We start from the raw sequence: 14,352 nt of genomic DNA on the forward strand, positions 1-14,352 counted from the left end.
GTTCTGAAAGGCTTTTTTTATGACTTAAAGAACTGTAAGTCCTTTATTTTTATAATTTTTAAGAATTTCATCATCAGGAGAGATATTCGATACAAGAACATCAATATCTTTTAACTGCGAAACAAAATAAGGTTCGGCAGTATCTATTTTTTCACTCGAACTTAAAGCGATTATAAAATTCGAATTCTGAATCATATTCTTTTTAATCTGCGAATCATCATATAAACTCGCCGTAATGCCTCGTTCATGATGAATACTGCAGATTCCTAAAATGCAGACATCGGCCCTGAAATTTTTAAAAAAATCAAGTGTTTCCATACTCGAAGTAGTAAAAGAAGTTTTGCACATTCTTCCTCCGGCAAATATCAATTCAATGTTGGGTAAATCTTCTACTAACATTGCAACCGGAAAACTGTTCGTAATAACCGTTAGTCTTAAATTATGTGGAAAACTCTCTACCAATGCCAAAGAAGTGGTTCCTCCATCAATAAATACAATTTGTCCGTCTTTTAAATATGAAATCGCTTTTTCGGCAATAATTTTTTTATTCTCAAGATCATGTTTTTCTCTTTTTCTATAATGCAGAGGCATTGGAGAAGGAGCTACTGCACCGCCTCGAACTGCTTTTAAAAGTCCCTGATCTGAAAGTTCTTTTAAATCACGTCTGATTGTATCTTCAGAAACACTTAAATATTCACTTAATTCTGCCGATGTTACACGGTGTTCTTTAGATAAATATTCTAAAATAGTCTGCTGGCGTTCTTCTTTCTTCATTTATGTTGCAAATTAATACCGCAAAAATAAGTTAAAAATTGCAATTATTTGCAATGTATTGCAATTTTTGCATAATTTTACCGCAAAATAATTTTACAATGAAAAAGAAAACAATTGCAATTGATATGGATGGCGTACTTGCTGATATAGAATCACAATTAATTAATCATTATAATAAAGCCTACGGAACGACTTTGTCTAAAGAAAGCATTCAGGGCTTAAGCGAGGAAGATGCTTTTAACGGAAGAGAATTATTGCACGGAATTTTAAATAAAGATAATTTTTTTAGAACTCTGCCTGTAATGCCGGATGCGGTGGAAAGTTTACAGGAATTACAAAAGAATTTCGAAATTTTTATAGTTTCGGCTGCTACAGAATTCCCAATTTCACTTGCCGAAAAGGTGGCATGGCTGGGCGAGCATTTTCCTTTTATTAAATGGGAAAATATCGTTTTGTGCGGCAGTAAAAGAATTATCAATACTGATTATTTAATTGACGATCATTGTAAAAACCTTGATTACTGTATGGGTAAACCTATTATGTTTACCGCATTTCACAATATAAACCAGACTCACCACGTAAGAGTGAATAACTGGAAAGAAGCAGTTGCCATTTTAAACGAAACATTATAAACTGAAAGGGTTATAATAGTTGTTTTTTGAAGAAAAAAAGCCTTTCGGAGTAATCTGAAAGGCTTTTGTATTATTTAGGAATTATAATTTTTGCTTTAAATCCATTGTCTGGGGCTGTGTCAAATTCTATTGTTCCTTTAACAGTCTGAATTCGGCTTTCCATATTTTGAAGGCCATTTTTATAAATCTTTGTTTTCTCACAGCCTATTCCGTTATCAGTGTAGTGTATTATGATTGATTTCGTATCGTTATTAAATTTTATTACAACAAGATTGGCCTTACTGTGCTTCTTCATATTTACCATTAATTCTTGTAAAACTCTGCCAATCGTGATTTTTTTTATGTCATCAATATCTTCTGCGTTTATACTTTCTAAATTAGTAACCATAATATTTCTGTCGACAGTATTATAAGCTGAAAGCATTTCTTTTATACTTTTTGTAAAATCTTTGCCTGTTTCGACCTTATTGTTTTCTTTTGAAATTCCTCTTACACGGCCATAAATGTCATCTAGTTTTTGAAGAAGATTTTCTTTGGTATTTTCTTTGGCCAATGACTGAGATTCGGCAAAAGCAATTACCTGAAAAACATCATTTGCTAATTCATCATGGATTTTTTTAGAGATTCTTGTTTCTGTATCGTAAGAACTTTTAAATTCGATTGCCTTGTTTTTATTTTTGTAGTAACGAATTAAAATTGCGATAAGAATTACCAGAAAAATAAAAACTATTACAAATACAATTCTTAAATACTTTGCTTTTTGTAATGCTAGTTGATTTTCAGCTTTTTCTAGACGCAATTTTTCATTTTCATCTTTTTCTTTTTTTGCATCGTATTTAATTTTAGCAGATTTATTTTTAAACTTATTTCTAACCTTAATAATACTGTCATTTAAAGTAAAAAACTTTTGTGTATATTGAGGTGTATTGGAAGTATTGTCATTTGTAATTAAAATTTGCAGCGCTTCTAATCTTTCGTCAATACTATTGAGTTTTGTGGCAGCGTTGTAAGCCAAAGTGGCATTTTCATCTGATTTTTTGGGGTCTTTTTTGGAATAATAATCAGCAAGGTGAAGATAGCTTTCAATACTTCCGTAATTATCCTCATTGTCAATTCTTATTTTTAGGCCTTCAGTCATTAATTGGAATCCTTTTTCATCCTTTCCGCTCTTAAAATAGGCATAACCTAGATTATCTTGATACATGGATTTTTTGCTAGATTGATCTTTATTCTCTAATATTTTTTTACTTGAAGGAGATTCTAAAAGAAATTCTAAAATGAATATTGCTTTATCGTATTTTTTTTGTTGAATATAAACAGCTGCAATATTATTTAAAGGATCTTGTTTTTCGATAATATTTTTGTATTCTTTAATTGATTCTTTATAAGAAAAAATAGCATCATCGTAAAGAGAAAGTTCTTTGTCGGCAATACCTATTAAATTGTTTATAGAAGCGCTATAAATACTATTTTTTTTAACATAATGTGATGCTTCAGTTAGAGTTTCTTTACTGCCATAATAATCTCCATTGACTTGTTGAATTTCTGATAATTTTATAAGTATATATCCAATATTGGCACTATCTTTTATAACTTCGTAAAGAACTTTTGATTTACTGAATTGATGAAAAGAGGTGTTAAATGCTTGTTTTTCATGGTTTTCAATTGCTTTATTGCGTAATGATAGAGCTTCTTTTTGTATAGTCTCAGTTTTAGGATTAACAGGTTTTTTTTCTTCACATGAAAAAAGAAAAAGGACTATTATGAAATAAAAAAACGGGGACCGTAACATATAAATTTACTTTCCCCGAAAATAGTAATTAATTTAGATACTTAAAATATAATTTCTTAAGGAGCTGGTGGTGGTGGACCACCTCGTCCATCACCAGGACCATCTGGGTCATAAGCAGATGGATTAACTCCCTTCTCAATTGTTTTTTTAGGTTGAGTCTCGTACTCATCAGGAGTACAAGAAAATATAGTGAACAATAGCGTAAAAGCTATGAATAGTAATAGTTTTTTCATTTTAATTTAATTTAGAAATTAGACATAGGTATGGCTGTCCGGAGTTATCCAGATCTTGGAATTGCGATACCAAAATTGTTTTGGGAAGTAGACTGTGTAGAACTGTAAGACGTAATTTATACTTCCCGAATAAACTTGGTCTTACGGTTTTTTCACAATGTAAATTAGAACTTGTTTATATTTTGTTTTAGTCTGCAGACAAAACATGAACTAATTTCTTGATGCAAAATAAAGACGCTTTAAACTGCTGTAGAGAAAGAATTCCCAGAATTCCCGCATTTCCCCGAGATTCCCGAAAATTCCCGACAGCAAAAATTTGCAGCGTTCAATTTGAGTTGCTAAATGTTATTTAAGTTTGAATAATCTCAATTTATAATAAAAGGAGTAAGTGCTTCAAAAGTTGGTTTTGGATATTAAAAAATATCGTAATAGCAGAGAATTGAAATAAAAATTGAAATTGTAGATAAGAAGTTAATTTCTGAAGTCAAAAATAAAGGCATTAAAAAAGGTTTTTGTTAAATAATGGACATGAAGAGCCGAAAGAAGTCCCTTAAAAAGAGGGATTCTTTATTGAATTTCGATATCTATTTTCTAAAAGAGATCAAAAGATTAGTCCAAAGAATAAGATTGAATAGCGATGGATACTATAGTATATTTTCGGAGCCGAAAATCAGAATTAAAAGAGTATTATTTTTAAATAAAAAAACAAAAACATTATTAAAATGAAATACTTAAAAAAGTAAGAAGAATGATTTTTTGAAGAGTAATTTTGGCAATTAAATTGTTGGGTTTTTGGCATGTATTTACTGTTATTTATACTATAAAGATAAGAAAAAAAATCAGTAAAAACAACTGGTTTTCAATAAAATGACTGCTTTTTTTGCTTAAAAATGTAAATTTTTTAAGTTGGTTTTCAGCACTTAATCGCTGGTTTTAAAGAGAGAAAAAAGATCTTTTCTTAATGAAGAATTGCTATAAAATCTATGGATTTAATTTTTTTATAAAAAATCCTTTCGGGAATTTATCCGAATAGGCTTTTATATGAGGTTAAATATATTTATGATAAAAAATCCTTAAACCACAATCCAGAATTTTTGATGGTTCTTTTCTGCGTTTCAAAATCAACGTGAATAAGTCCAAATCGAGCATTGTAGCCTTCTGCCCATTCAAAATTATCAGTTAAGCTCCAAACGAAATAACCATCTACATTTAAGCCGTCTTTTTTGGCTTTTAGAATCTGTTCTAAATGATCCTGAATATAGTGTGTGCGTTTTATATCGTAAACTTTGCCATTTGTAACAGTATCAGGAAAAGCAGCGCCATTTTCGGTAATAATGATTTTTTTAATCCCATTATATTCGTTGAATTTTTTGAGAATATGATACAAAGCCGGCGGATAAACTTCCCAGCCCATTTCGGTGGAAATTACATTTCTTTTTTCGGCACTTATCAATTCGGCGCCAATATATGGCGTAAGAAGAGAATATTTTACAATTTCGCGTGTATAACATTGCAGACCTATAAAGTCGAAGTCAAAACCGAGATTGTCTAAATCATCTTCTAAAATATAATTGTTAAGTTTTTTAAGAACAGGAAGATCCTTTTGCGGATATCCTAATCCCAAAATGGGTTCAATAAAAGTTCGGTTTAAAAGCGTGTCGACACGTTTTGCAGCTTCAATATCTTTAGAACTTTGTGTTGCCGATTCGATATGCGTACATGAAAATGTGGTTCCTATATTTGCTTTTGGAACTCGGCTGCGAATTGTTTTGGCGCCTGTAGCTGTTGCTAAAGTAACGTGATGCATGGCTTTTAAGTAATTTGTAATACCTTTTTTGCCAGGTGCGTGAATGCCTAAAAAATAACCAGCTCCCGTAAATACTGAAGGTTCATTTATAACCATCCAGTTTTTTACACGATCGCCAAAATACTGCACGCAAACTTCAACATATTCTTTAAACCATGAAACTGATTCGCGGTTTGTCCAGCCTCCTTTTACTTCCAGATCATGCGGTAAATCCCAATGATAAAGGGTTATCCAGGGTTCAATTCCAAATGCCAGAAGTGAATCTATGACTTTATTATAATAATCGATTCCTGCTTGATTTATTGGATGAACGCCAGTAGGCATAATTCTGGGCCAGCTGATAGAAAATCTAAAATTAGGAATATTTAATTCCTTAATTAAATTTATGTCGTCCTGATAAGAGTTGTAGAAATTACAGGCGGTTAAGGCATGATGACCGTTTTTAATTTTTCCTTTTTGAGAAGTAAAAACGTCCCAGATAGAAGAACCTTTTCCGTCAGAATCATGTGCTCCTTCAATTTGGAAAGCGGCGGTTGAGACGCCCCACAAGAAATCTTCACCAAATTGGTTTTTGTTCAAAAATGAGTTTTCAATTTTATTCATTCAATACTACTTTCCTTTATTTTTAATGGTTTATTAGTGTAGGAAAGAAGATTGCATAGCTCTTAAAAAAAGCCATTCTTTGAATGATACCAGAAATTTTAGGCTGAATAATTTCATAACGATTAGTTTTATATCAAATTAATAAAACTAATGTGAATTTATTGTAAAGTGATTATTATCAAATGATTAAATAAAAAAAAGGGAAGATTTAATCTTCCCATCCGCAGAGTGTTAAACCAAGTCCCTGAGCTTGTTTGAGTGATGTTTTTACAGTTTCGCTTCGACAGCTTGACAGACCACGACAGGTTTCTTTGAAATGATATCTTTTTGATCCTGTCGAGCCACAAATATAAACTTTGGTTTCTGGAGGACGAAAAGAGGTAAAAAAAATAATAATTAGTAATAAAGTAGTATATTTCATAAGATGTTTTTATTTGACAATTAAATGGTATTCATTTCCTTTTTTATCAGTAGCTTTTAGTTTTCCGTATGAAACCCATTCGGTATTAATTTCAATTTCGGCAACAGAGTCAGTAATTAAAATTCCTGCACCGTATTTTCCTTGTACGTTAATATTCCCGCAAACCGAATCGCCATTGATGTTTATTCCTTTTACATCATAATTATATTCATAATTTCCCGGATTTCCAGTTCTATATTCGTACTGATAGGTTTTATTTATATGATAGGTTTTGGCTTCTTCCGGTGTAATGGTCTTTCGGTCGTCTGCCGTAATTGCCGATTTGTAAAATGAATTTACTTGTTGAACTGGCGGCGCTTCTGAAGCTTTTTCGCAGGAATAAAAAGTAAATAATAAAAATAAGATTAAGTAGTTTTTTAACATAGGCGATGTGGTATTTGGTTAACTTAAAATATCATTATTTCATTTTAAGGATGCGATAAATCTAATTAGAATTAACTGCTTTGTTATGAGTACTTATACGGGAATTTATTCCGTTTCATAAAGCAAAATAGTATCTAATAATTCTTTTTCAAATTGATAAATATCGTCAATTGATGAAATAGAGATTTTAGATTCTGTTTTATTATCATTAAACAGACTTATGTATTTTTTATTCCCATTAAGATGAAGTCTGCACAAAGGTTTACGGTTGTTATCATCCAGAAGAATTCCAAAATAAGACTGCGTGTCGCGGTGCACAATTCTGCTTGTGGGTAATTTTCTGCGCAAAATAGCTAGAACAATTCGGTAAGCATCAAGTTCTTCTTCAGTTGTATTAACTTTATTATCATCTTCAACAACAATTGAAATTTCTTCATCTTGCTGTTTAATTGTTTCTTTGGTTAAAGCAGCATTTAATCGGTCATTTATTTTATCATTAATAAATTGGCTGACTGATTTTTGAACCAAATCTTTAAATTCATCAAGAACTTTTTCTGTTAATCTGCCAGTATATATTTTGCCAGCAAATAGTTTTGTAAAATCGCTGGATGGACTTTCTAATTCGGCGCTTATAAGTTTTTTGATTTCTTTGATATATTTTAATGAACTTGCATTGCTTACAATATTATTTACATCAAAGTTAGCTTTATGAAATTTTGCAATTTCGTTTATCGTATTTTCTTTTAGATTCGTAATATCAAATTCTAAAAATGGTTTTTCATCCATTTTGTTTTGATCATCCAAGTCAGTAAAAAATTGATAATTGATTCCGTTTGTTAAAAGTGCAAATCTTGTTTTGGTAACATGAAAATAACGGAATAATTGGGAGTTATGAACAGTAAGCTTTTCTTTCCAGCTTTTGCATTCTACAATAATGATAGGTTCACCGTTTTGAAAAATAGCATAATCTACTTTTTCACCTTTTTTTAATCCAAGATCAGCGGTAAATTCTGGAACAACTTCAAGCGGATTAAATGCATCGTATCCAAGTACATGTATAAATGGGAGTACAAAAGCATGTTTTGTAGATTCTTCGGTTTCAATTTTACTTTTAAGCTGATTTATTTTATCTGCTAATGATTTAAGTTGAATATTCATTTCCATTGGTTTGTAATTTTAAATTAATAATTCAAAAGTAAAACCAATCAAAATCAGTATTTTATGGAAAACCGTAATTGAACAAGAATTCTAGAAAAGAAGTTTTTGAAATGTATTTAAACAGAAAAAAGAGGATATTAAATTCCTCTTTAAAAGCATGTGCTTTTGCTTATTATTTTTCTAAAATAAAATCTTTGATTATTTTATCCATGTTTGATGGCAGATCTGCGTTTTTAATTTCAAAATGTTTGATTTTCATTTCAGAGAGCCATTTGGTCCAATACGCTTTTATAACTTTTTCTTCAAACGGATTATTTTTGCTTGGATTTATTCCTAATACCAAAACTTCAAGATTTGATAAATCCTTATTTATTGGAATAAAACCAAAATTTCCAGTATCGAATTTTTTCTGCCAATCGTTAGTATTTAAACCGTTTTGTTTTATTAGCTGAGGTGTTAAATAACTAGATAAATTGTTGTTTTTAATTTGTGTTCCATCATAAAAAATATATCCATCGGTTAAAATGACTAAAATGTTTCTGTAACCTTTGTCAATACACTGATCTTGTACTTTACTGTCAAAAAAATTCCAAATATCAGAACCAATATATTTATCATCTTTAATTGCAGATTCATAAATTGAAGCTGTTTTTGAAGCATAAGTATCGTTTATCGAATTGAGTAATTTTTTTGAAGCATTATCTTTATCAACCGTAATTCTTAAATCTTTAGAAATCGAATTGATTTCAGAATTTTCGGGTTCCGGATTAAAAAACAATTGCATTTTGTCATTAATCTGTCTCATTCTTTTTGATTTTAAATGTTGTGTAAAAGCTTCAGAAACAGATTTGATGTATCCTAAATCTCTTTGATATATCTCCATAGTTGAATTTGGATTTTTTTTGAGACTTATTCTGTCTGATAAATCAATTAAAATACTGATGTTGTAGTTTTCAGAAACAACGTTTTTATTCGTTTCTTCTTTTCCTTCATTCTTTTCTTCTTTACATGAAAAAAATAAAACCAGCAATAATGACATTGAAATTTTGAGTACTGTAATTTTCATAATATTAGTTTTTAGAATACACTAAATGCTGGAAATCTGGATCGATTAAGTTTAGTTTACTTAAATGCTCTTCTGAGTAAAGCTCGCAACTCTGTAAAAGTTCTTCTTTTTCTTTATAGGGTAAAGCTAATTCAGTACCAATTGCTTGAAACCAGCCTTCTTTATACTGATGATGATAATGCAGATATTCTTTTACAGGAAAAACAAAGCCGTCTATTTTGGATTGAAGTTCTGAAATTTTACCATTTATGGTCACAATCTGCTGTTTAAAATCATTGATTTTATTAATGTATTCTGTTTTAAGTTTTTCCAGATTTAATAAGTTTTCTTTTCTGCCTCTTATAAAAGCTCTGATTTTATCAATATTTTCAAATTCTTTCATTACAAAATCGAATACAAGCCCCCAGATAATATAAACCACAAAACCAGCAAATATGATCATCCAGAATTCTGGTTCTCCTAAAGCGATATTTAAATTATAAGGCGAAGAATCTGTTGTTTTGTTAAACTCATAGATTTTTTTCTCAATGATATATGCCAAAAGAGAATCAAATAAAAAGGTAATAGCAAAAAGCGAAACCAGCCTGAAAATATTCTTGAGTCCTTTTCCTTTTTGCACCATATGAATTACATATCCTAGTCCCATGAAAACAAACGGAATTGTAACCACTAAAACACCTTCGAGCCAGCTTGCTTTAAATGCATTTGTAAAAGCATCGGCATCAAAAATGGCAGCCGTTAAACTATCATTAGAAAATTCTTTGAAAAAAGCAGAGTAGGAAGCAGAAATATAAAACACCAAAACATAAAGTGTAATTGGAAGCAATAGAATTAAACCAATATAAAATTGGGCTTTTAAACCTTTTCCTTCTTCAATTCCGTATTTATCAGGATTGCGTTTTACTTCGATAATTTCATTTTTAATCTGGTCGATATTATCATTAATATCCTGTTCTTTTTTCTCATAAATACCAATAGCAGCTTCCGATTTTTTAAGTTCAGTTCTGTTTTTTTCCTGTTCTTCGCGATAAGGCTGTTTTAGTCGGTCTTGTTCCATTTTTTGTTTTCGGCACTGATCTTCAAAACTCATATATAAATTTTGAAGGCAGGCTTTTAAAACAATTGGCTTTCCGGTTGCTTTGACTGATGCTGCAAAACCGCTTTGGTAATATGTAATTCTGATTTGTTCTATGTCTTCTTCATTTTCTTCTATAATTTTAAAAGAAGAATTCTCAGGTTTTTTTAAACTGAATAGTTGGGTTAGTGTTTTCATAACTTAAGCGTTTAGTTGACTAATAATTTCTTCTTTTCCGATGTTTCTCTGCACACAGCCAATGAGATAATCAGATAAGTCATTGATGTTTTCTTCTACGAAATCAAATTTGCGGCAATATTTTCGAAGCATATTTAATTCGTCATCGGTAATTTTTCCGTCTGCCCAAATAATTCGGGTTAGATCATACAGATATTCAATTTTGGTATTTAAAGATTCCGGAACTATAAATTCTGTGTTGACAGGGTTTTGAAAAAGTTTATCAAGCTCTTCTTTCGGAATTCCTCGTTCGTCTGCAAAATGATACAGCATCTGCAATTCTAATACATCAAATTGATCGTCGGATAATGCCATTTGGTACAATCTTAAAAAATGGCTTTTTAGTTCTAGTGTTATCATGGTTTGTATTTTATTTTTTTAGTGATTCGCATGCAATTCCATCACCATTGCCATCTAAGTGTTTATAACAGCTTCTATTACTGTTATATGTTGCCTGTGCTTCTTCCCAAGTTGAAAAACTGGCGCACGTTTTTGTAGGACAATTAGAATTTGATCCAGAATTTGTGGTCGATGATGAATTTGAAATTCCTTCTGTTGAATCTGATGATTCTGAGCATGAAATTATTGAGCTAAATGCAATACAAGCCAAGATTGAAAGCATGCATCCATTATTTTTGTTTGAGAATTTGGATCTGTTGTTGGCGTAATGTCCCTGAACATATGTTCCGTCTTTTCTGTAATATCCTTTTCGATATCCCATAGTTAATAATGTTTAAGTGTGTAAATTAAAAATGTTAGAAGTCCTGTAAATACAAACAGAACAAGGCATCCGCTATTTTGGTATCGAATTCCCGGAATACCTGTTTTTGTAGAATAGCCATTCTTGCTAAATGTGCCCATTTTTGTTCTAAAACTTGGAGAAATTCCGGATTTACTTATGTTTAATCCAAGTCCGCCTCCAAGTTTGATTCTTTTTTGAAATCGAAAGCCCATGATTTTTAGGTTTAGTTAATTAAAGTTTTTTGCTGTTTAGAAACTTCTTTTGACGTACCCATTATTTCATGTCAATCGAAGTCTAAAAAAATGATTATTTTCTTTTTTTGTAATGATTGTGAGTACTTGAGTTTTTATATTTCCCACCTTTATGAGAACTACCTTTTCCTCCTTTATAATGGCCGCCTTGGGCTTCGATACTTCCTCCTAACACTAAGAAGAATAAACTAAACAGAATAGCTGCTTTTTTCATGATTTTAATTTTTAATAGATTAATAATCCAAAAGTAAAACCAATCAAAATCAGTATTTTACGGAAATCCATAATCTGTAAATTTTAAATTTTGGAAATAAAAAAAGCTCCCGAAGGAGCTTGTGAGAATGTTATTTTAGGGAAATTAAATAAGACCCATATCTTTTGTAATCGAAACCAAATGAACAGTATTATTTGCCTTGAAAAAATCTTTTAGTTTTGCTAATCTTTTTTCCATAGCACTTTTACTATTCGGTTTTATATCACTGTTTTTAAAAATTTCTATAATATCATCCTGCGATGTTCCTGCCGACAAATATTTTAAGATTTTAATATCAACATCGTCTATTTCGTAGTTTCCTTTTTCCTGAAGTGCAGAAGCAGCTTCAGGCGAAATAAATTTTTGATCAGAAGTTGAAATTATAGTAATCGCTTTTTTCAATTCCTCAATACTGTTTCTGCCTTTCAGTACAAAAGCGTCAATTTCAGAATCATCAAAAAGTGATTTTATGCGAAGGTTTTTATCTTCGATAGAATAGGCAATAATTTTAATATCAGGCTGTAGTTCACGTACTTTTTGAATTAGCTCATCGCCACTGCCAATTTTTACTTCACGATGATCTTTTTTAAAAGAAAGATCACTTATTAATAAGTCGTATGGCTCATTATCCTGAATGGCTTTTCTAATTTTTAGGAAAGCATCATCACAATATTTTGCATGTTGAAAATCAACAATGTTGAGGTCACTCAAAGTTTGTTTTACGGCTAAATTAAATTCTTCAAAATCCTCGGCTATAATTACTTTTTTAAACATAGGCACTTATTTAGGCATTGTTATTTTTACTTTAAAACCTTTATCTGGTTCAGTGTCAAAAGTAATAGTTCCTTTATTAGACAAAATACGGTTTTCCATATTTTGCAGACCATTTTTTATAATTTTATTTTTTTGTGAACCTTTTCCGTTATCAGTATAGTCAATAAAAACTGTTTTTCCATTGCTGTCAAACTTTACAACTACTAAGGATGCCTGACTATGTTTTTTCATATTTACCATTAATTCCTGTAAAACTCTGTAAATCGTAATTTTTTTAATTTCATCAATTAAATCCCAATTTACTTTTTCTATACTGTTAATAATAACGTTTGTAGTATCACTATTATAAGTAGAAAGCATTTCTTTTAGGTTTAAGGCATAATTTGCTTTAACGTCAATATTGCTGTTTTCTCTTGAAATACCACGCACACGAGCATATATGTGATCCAGTTTTTGCAGTAATGTTTCTTTATTGTTTTCGTTTGTTAGAGGCTGAGTTTGTGTGTAGGTTATGGTGTTAAAAACATCATTTGCTAATTCATCATGAATATCTTTGGCAATTCTGGTTTCGGTATCGTAGGCCGTTTTTATTTTTTCAATTCGATTTCGGTTTTGGTAAAACTTTCTCAAATAAAACAAAAGGAAGAAAAGCGATATAATACCAATTATAAAAAATATTCTTTGGTATTTTGCTTTTTGAAGCGATAATTCATTTTCAGCTTTTTCTAAACGAAGTTTTTGATTCTCGTCTTTTTCTTTTTTCGAATCGTATTTTATTTTAGCAAATTTATTTTTAAAATTGTTGCGGATTTTGATAATACTGTCATTGATCGCAACATACTTTTTACCATAATTTGCTTCAGATCCATTAGAAATTAGAAAGGCGAGTGCTCTTAAACGTTCATCTACACTGTTAAGGTTGGTTGAAATTTCATAAGCTTTTTTAGCATATTCATTTGATTTTTTAATATCAGTTTTTGAATAAAATTCTGCTAGATGGAGATAACTTTCGATGCTTCCATACGTATCATCGGCTTTTTTTCTTAGTTCCAGACTTTCCCTCATAAGCTGAAATCCTTTTTCATTTTGGCCTTTTTTAAAATGGGCGTATCCGAGATTATCAATTACTCTTGCTTTACTTTTTATAAATTCATCGAATGCTTTTGTTTTTAAAATTCCTTCGAGAATTTTAATTGCTTTATCGTATTTTTTTTGTTTAATGTAAACAACAGCAATATTGTTAAGAGGAGATTGTTTGTCAATCTGTTCTGATGAGACTTGTATCGCCTGATTGTAGTAAAAAATGGCATCATTATAAATAGAAAGTTCTTTGTCAGCAATTCCAAAAGAATTATTAATTGCCGAATTATAACTATCGTCAACTTTTGCATAAGGTAATGCTTCTGTTAATGTTTCCTTACTTCCATAATAATCACCATTTATTTGCTGGATATTTGCCATTTGAATTAAATTGTAAACAATATTCATACTGTCTTTAGAAAGTTCAAAGGCAATTTTTGATTTATTAAAAAGGTAAAAAGCATTGTTATAATTGTTCTTCAGGAGTTGTTCTGTCGCTTTTTCTTGTATAAGTTTTGCTTCTTTATTTGATTTCTGTGGTTTAACTAATAAGTTTGCTTTCTCCTCACAAGAAATGAAAAGAAGAAAAATAAAGAAATAAAAAAACGGGGATCGTAACATAAATCTTACTTTCCCCGAAATTAATAATTTATTGAAAACAATAAATTTTATTTGTTATTTTTTTGGTGGTTTAATATTAGTAGGGTCATCACCAGGACCAGGATCTGGCTCACTTGCTTGTCCAGACGGAATTACCTCTTTTTTTATTTCAGTCTTTTTTGTTTCAGTTTCAAATTCGTCAGCAGTACAAGAAAATAAAGTAGTTGACAATAGCGCGCACGCTCCCAATAGATATAATGTTTTCATTTTTTTAAGGATTAAAAATTAGATGCGGCAAAGCAGTTCAGAACCTTTCTGAATCTTTTTGAGGCAATGCCGCGGTTTTTGGGAAGTGAAGTGCGTAGAACTATAAAACATTATTTATACTTCCCGGATAAACTCCGTTTTACGGTTTTCCGCACTTGTTGATT

The 14,352-nt window shown here is 30.5% G+C and carries 17 protein-coding genes; 1 reads left to right on the forward strand and 16 read right to left on the reverse strand.

Annotated features, from left to right (window positions below):
• Window positions 1-24: 24 nt before the first annotated feature.
• Window positions 25-774 carry a DeoR/GlpR family DNA-binding transcription regulator gene (locus tag ABD859_RS17255; protein WP_345145831.1) on the reverse strand — a complete coding sequence of 250 codons (750 nt, stop codon included), beginning with the start codon at window positions 772-774 and terminating at the stop codon, window positions 25-27.
• A gap of 98 nt (window positions 775-872) precedes the next feature.
• Between ABD859_RS17255 and ABD859_RS17260 the strand changes: the two genes are divergently transcribed.
• On the forward strand, window positions 873-1,406 hold the full coding sequence (locus tag ABD859_RS17260; RefSeq protein WP_345145832.1) for a 5' nucleotidase, NT5C type: 534 nt from the start codon (window positions 873-875) through the stop codon (window positions 1,404-1,406).
• A gap of 70 nt (window positions 1,407-1,476) precedes the next feature.
• On the opposite strand, the gene ABD859_RS17265 is transcribed toward ABD859_RS17260, so the two are convergent.
• From ABD859_RS17265 to ABD859_RS17335, 15 genes are all read right to left on the reverse strand, one after another.
• Window positions 1,477-3,198 (reverse strand): tetratricopeptide repeat-containing sensor histidine kinase, encoded by a 1,722-nt coding sequence (locus ABD859_RS17265; protein ID WP_345145833.1) that lies wholly within the window; start codon window positions 3,196-3,198, stop codon window positions 1,477-1,479.
• Between the two features lie 56 nt (window positions 3,199-3,254).
• Window positions 3,255-3,431: a hypothetical protein gene (locus ABD859_RS17270; protein WP_345145834.1), complete on the reverse strand. Its 177-nt coding sequence runs from the start codon at window positions 3,429-3,431 to the stop codon at window positions 3,255-3,257.
• 1,057 nt (window positions 3,432-4,488) lie between these two features.
• Complete coding sequence (locus ABD859_RS17275) at window positions 4,489-5,841, reverse strand: GH1 family beta-glucosidase (protein WP_345145835.1); 1,353 nt, start codon at window positions 5,839-5,841, stop codon at window positions 4,489-4,491.
• A gap of 208 nt (window positions 5,842-6,049) precedes the next feature.
• Complete coding sequence (locus tag ABD859_RS17280; protein ID WP_345145836.1) at window positions 6,050-6,262, reverse strand: hypothetical protein; 213 nt, start codon at window positions 6,260-6,262, stop codon at window positions 6,050-6,052.
• A 9-nt stretch (window positions 6,263-6,271) separates the two neighbouring features.
• Window positions 6,272-6,685 carry a hypothetical protein gene (locus tag ABD859_RS17285; protein WP_345145837.1) on the reverse strand — a complete coding sequence of 138 codons (414 nt, stop codon included), beginning with the start codon at window positions 6,683-6,685 and terminating at the stop codon, window positions 6,272-6,274.
• 105 nt (window positions 6,686-6,790) lie between these two features.
• Window positions 6,791-7,849 (reverse strand): type I restriction endonuclease, encoded by a 1,059-nt coding sequence (locus ABD859_RS17290; RefSeq protein WP_345145838.1) that lies wholly within the window; start codon window positions 7,847-7,849, stop codon window positions 6,791-6,793.
• 166 nt (window positions 7,850-8,015) lie between these two features.
• The gene (locus ABD859_RS17295; RefSeq protein WP_345145839.1) at window positions 8,016-8,909 is read right to left on the reverse strand and encodes a hypothetical protein; all 894 of its coding nucleotides are present in this window, start codon (window positions 8,907-8,909) and stop codon (window positions 8,016-8,018) included.
• A 4-nt stretch (window positions 8,910-8,913) separates the two neighbouring features.
• Window positions 8,914-10,182, reverse strand: a complete 1,269-nt coding sequence (locus tag ABD859_RS17300) for an ABC transporter permease (RefSeq protein WP_345145840.1) — start codon at window positions 10,180-10,182, stop codon at window positions 8,914-8,916.
• Window positions 10,183-10,185: 3 nt separating this feature from the next.
• A complete protein-coding gene (locus tag ABD859_RS17305; protein WP_345145841.1) occupies window positions 10,186-10,581 on the reverse strand; it encodes a tellurite resistance TerB family protein in 396 nt (131 codons plus the stop codon).
• Window positions 10,582-10,591: 10 nt separating this feature from the next.
• Window positions 10,592-10,942 carry an excalibur calcium-binding domain-containing protein gene (locus ABD859_RS17310; protein ID WP_345145842.1) on the reverse strand — a complete coding sequence of 117 codons (351 nt, stop codon included), beginning with the start codon at window positions 10,940-10,942 and terminating at the stop codon, window positions 10,592-10,594.
• 2 nt (window positions 10,943-10,944) lie between these two features.
• On the reverse strand, window positions 10,945-11,175 hold the full coding sequence (locus ABD859_RS17315; RefSeq protein WP_345145843.1) for a DUF4236 domain-containing protein: 231 nt from the start codon (window positions 11,173-11,175) through the stop codon (window positions 10,945-10,947).
• 94 nt (window positions 11,176-11,269) lie between these two features.
• A complete protein-coding gene (locus tag ABD859_RS17320) occupies window positions 11,270-11,428 on the reverse strand; it encodes a hypothetical protein (RefSeq protein ID WP_345145844.1) in 159 nt (52 codons plus the stop codon).
• Between the two features lie 144 nt (window positions 11,429-11,572).
• Window positions 11,573-12,241 (reverse strand): response regulator, encoded by a 669-nt coding sequence (locus tag ABD859_RS17325; RefSeq protein WP_345145845.1) that lies wholly within the window; start codon window positions 12,239-12,241, stop codon window positions 11,573-11,575.
• Between the two features lie 6 nt (window positions 12,242-12,247).
• Entirely contained in the window at window positions 12,248-13,942 is a 1,695-nt protein-coding gene (locus tag ABD859_RS17330) for a tetratricopeptide repeat-containing sensor histidine kinase (RefSeq protein WP_345145846.1), read from the reverse strand.
• Window positions 13,943-13,996: 54 nt separating this feature from the next.
• Complete coding sequence (locus ABD859_RS17335) at window positions 13,997-14,188, reverse strand: hypothetical protein (RefSeq protein WP_345145847.1); 192 nt, start codon at window positions 14,186-14,188, stop codon at window positions 13,997-13,999.
• Window positions 14,189-14,352 lie beyond the last annotated feature (164 nt).

The organism is Flavobacterium ginsengiterrae, from assembly GCF_039539785.1.
Lineage (GTDB): Bacteria > Bacteroidota > Bacteroidia > Flavobacteriales > Flavobacteriaceae > Flavobacterium > Flavobacterium ginsengiterrae.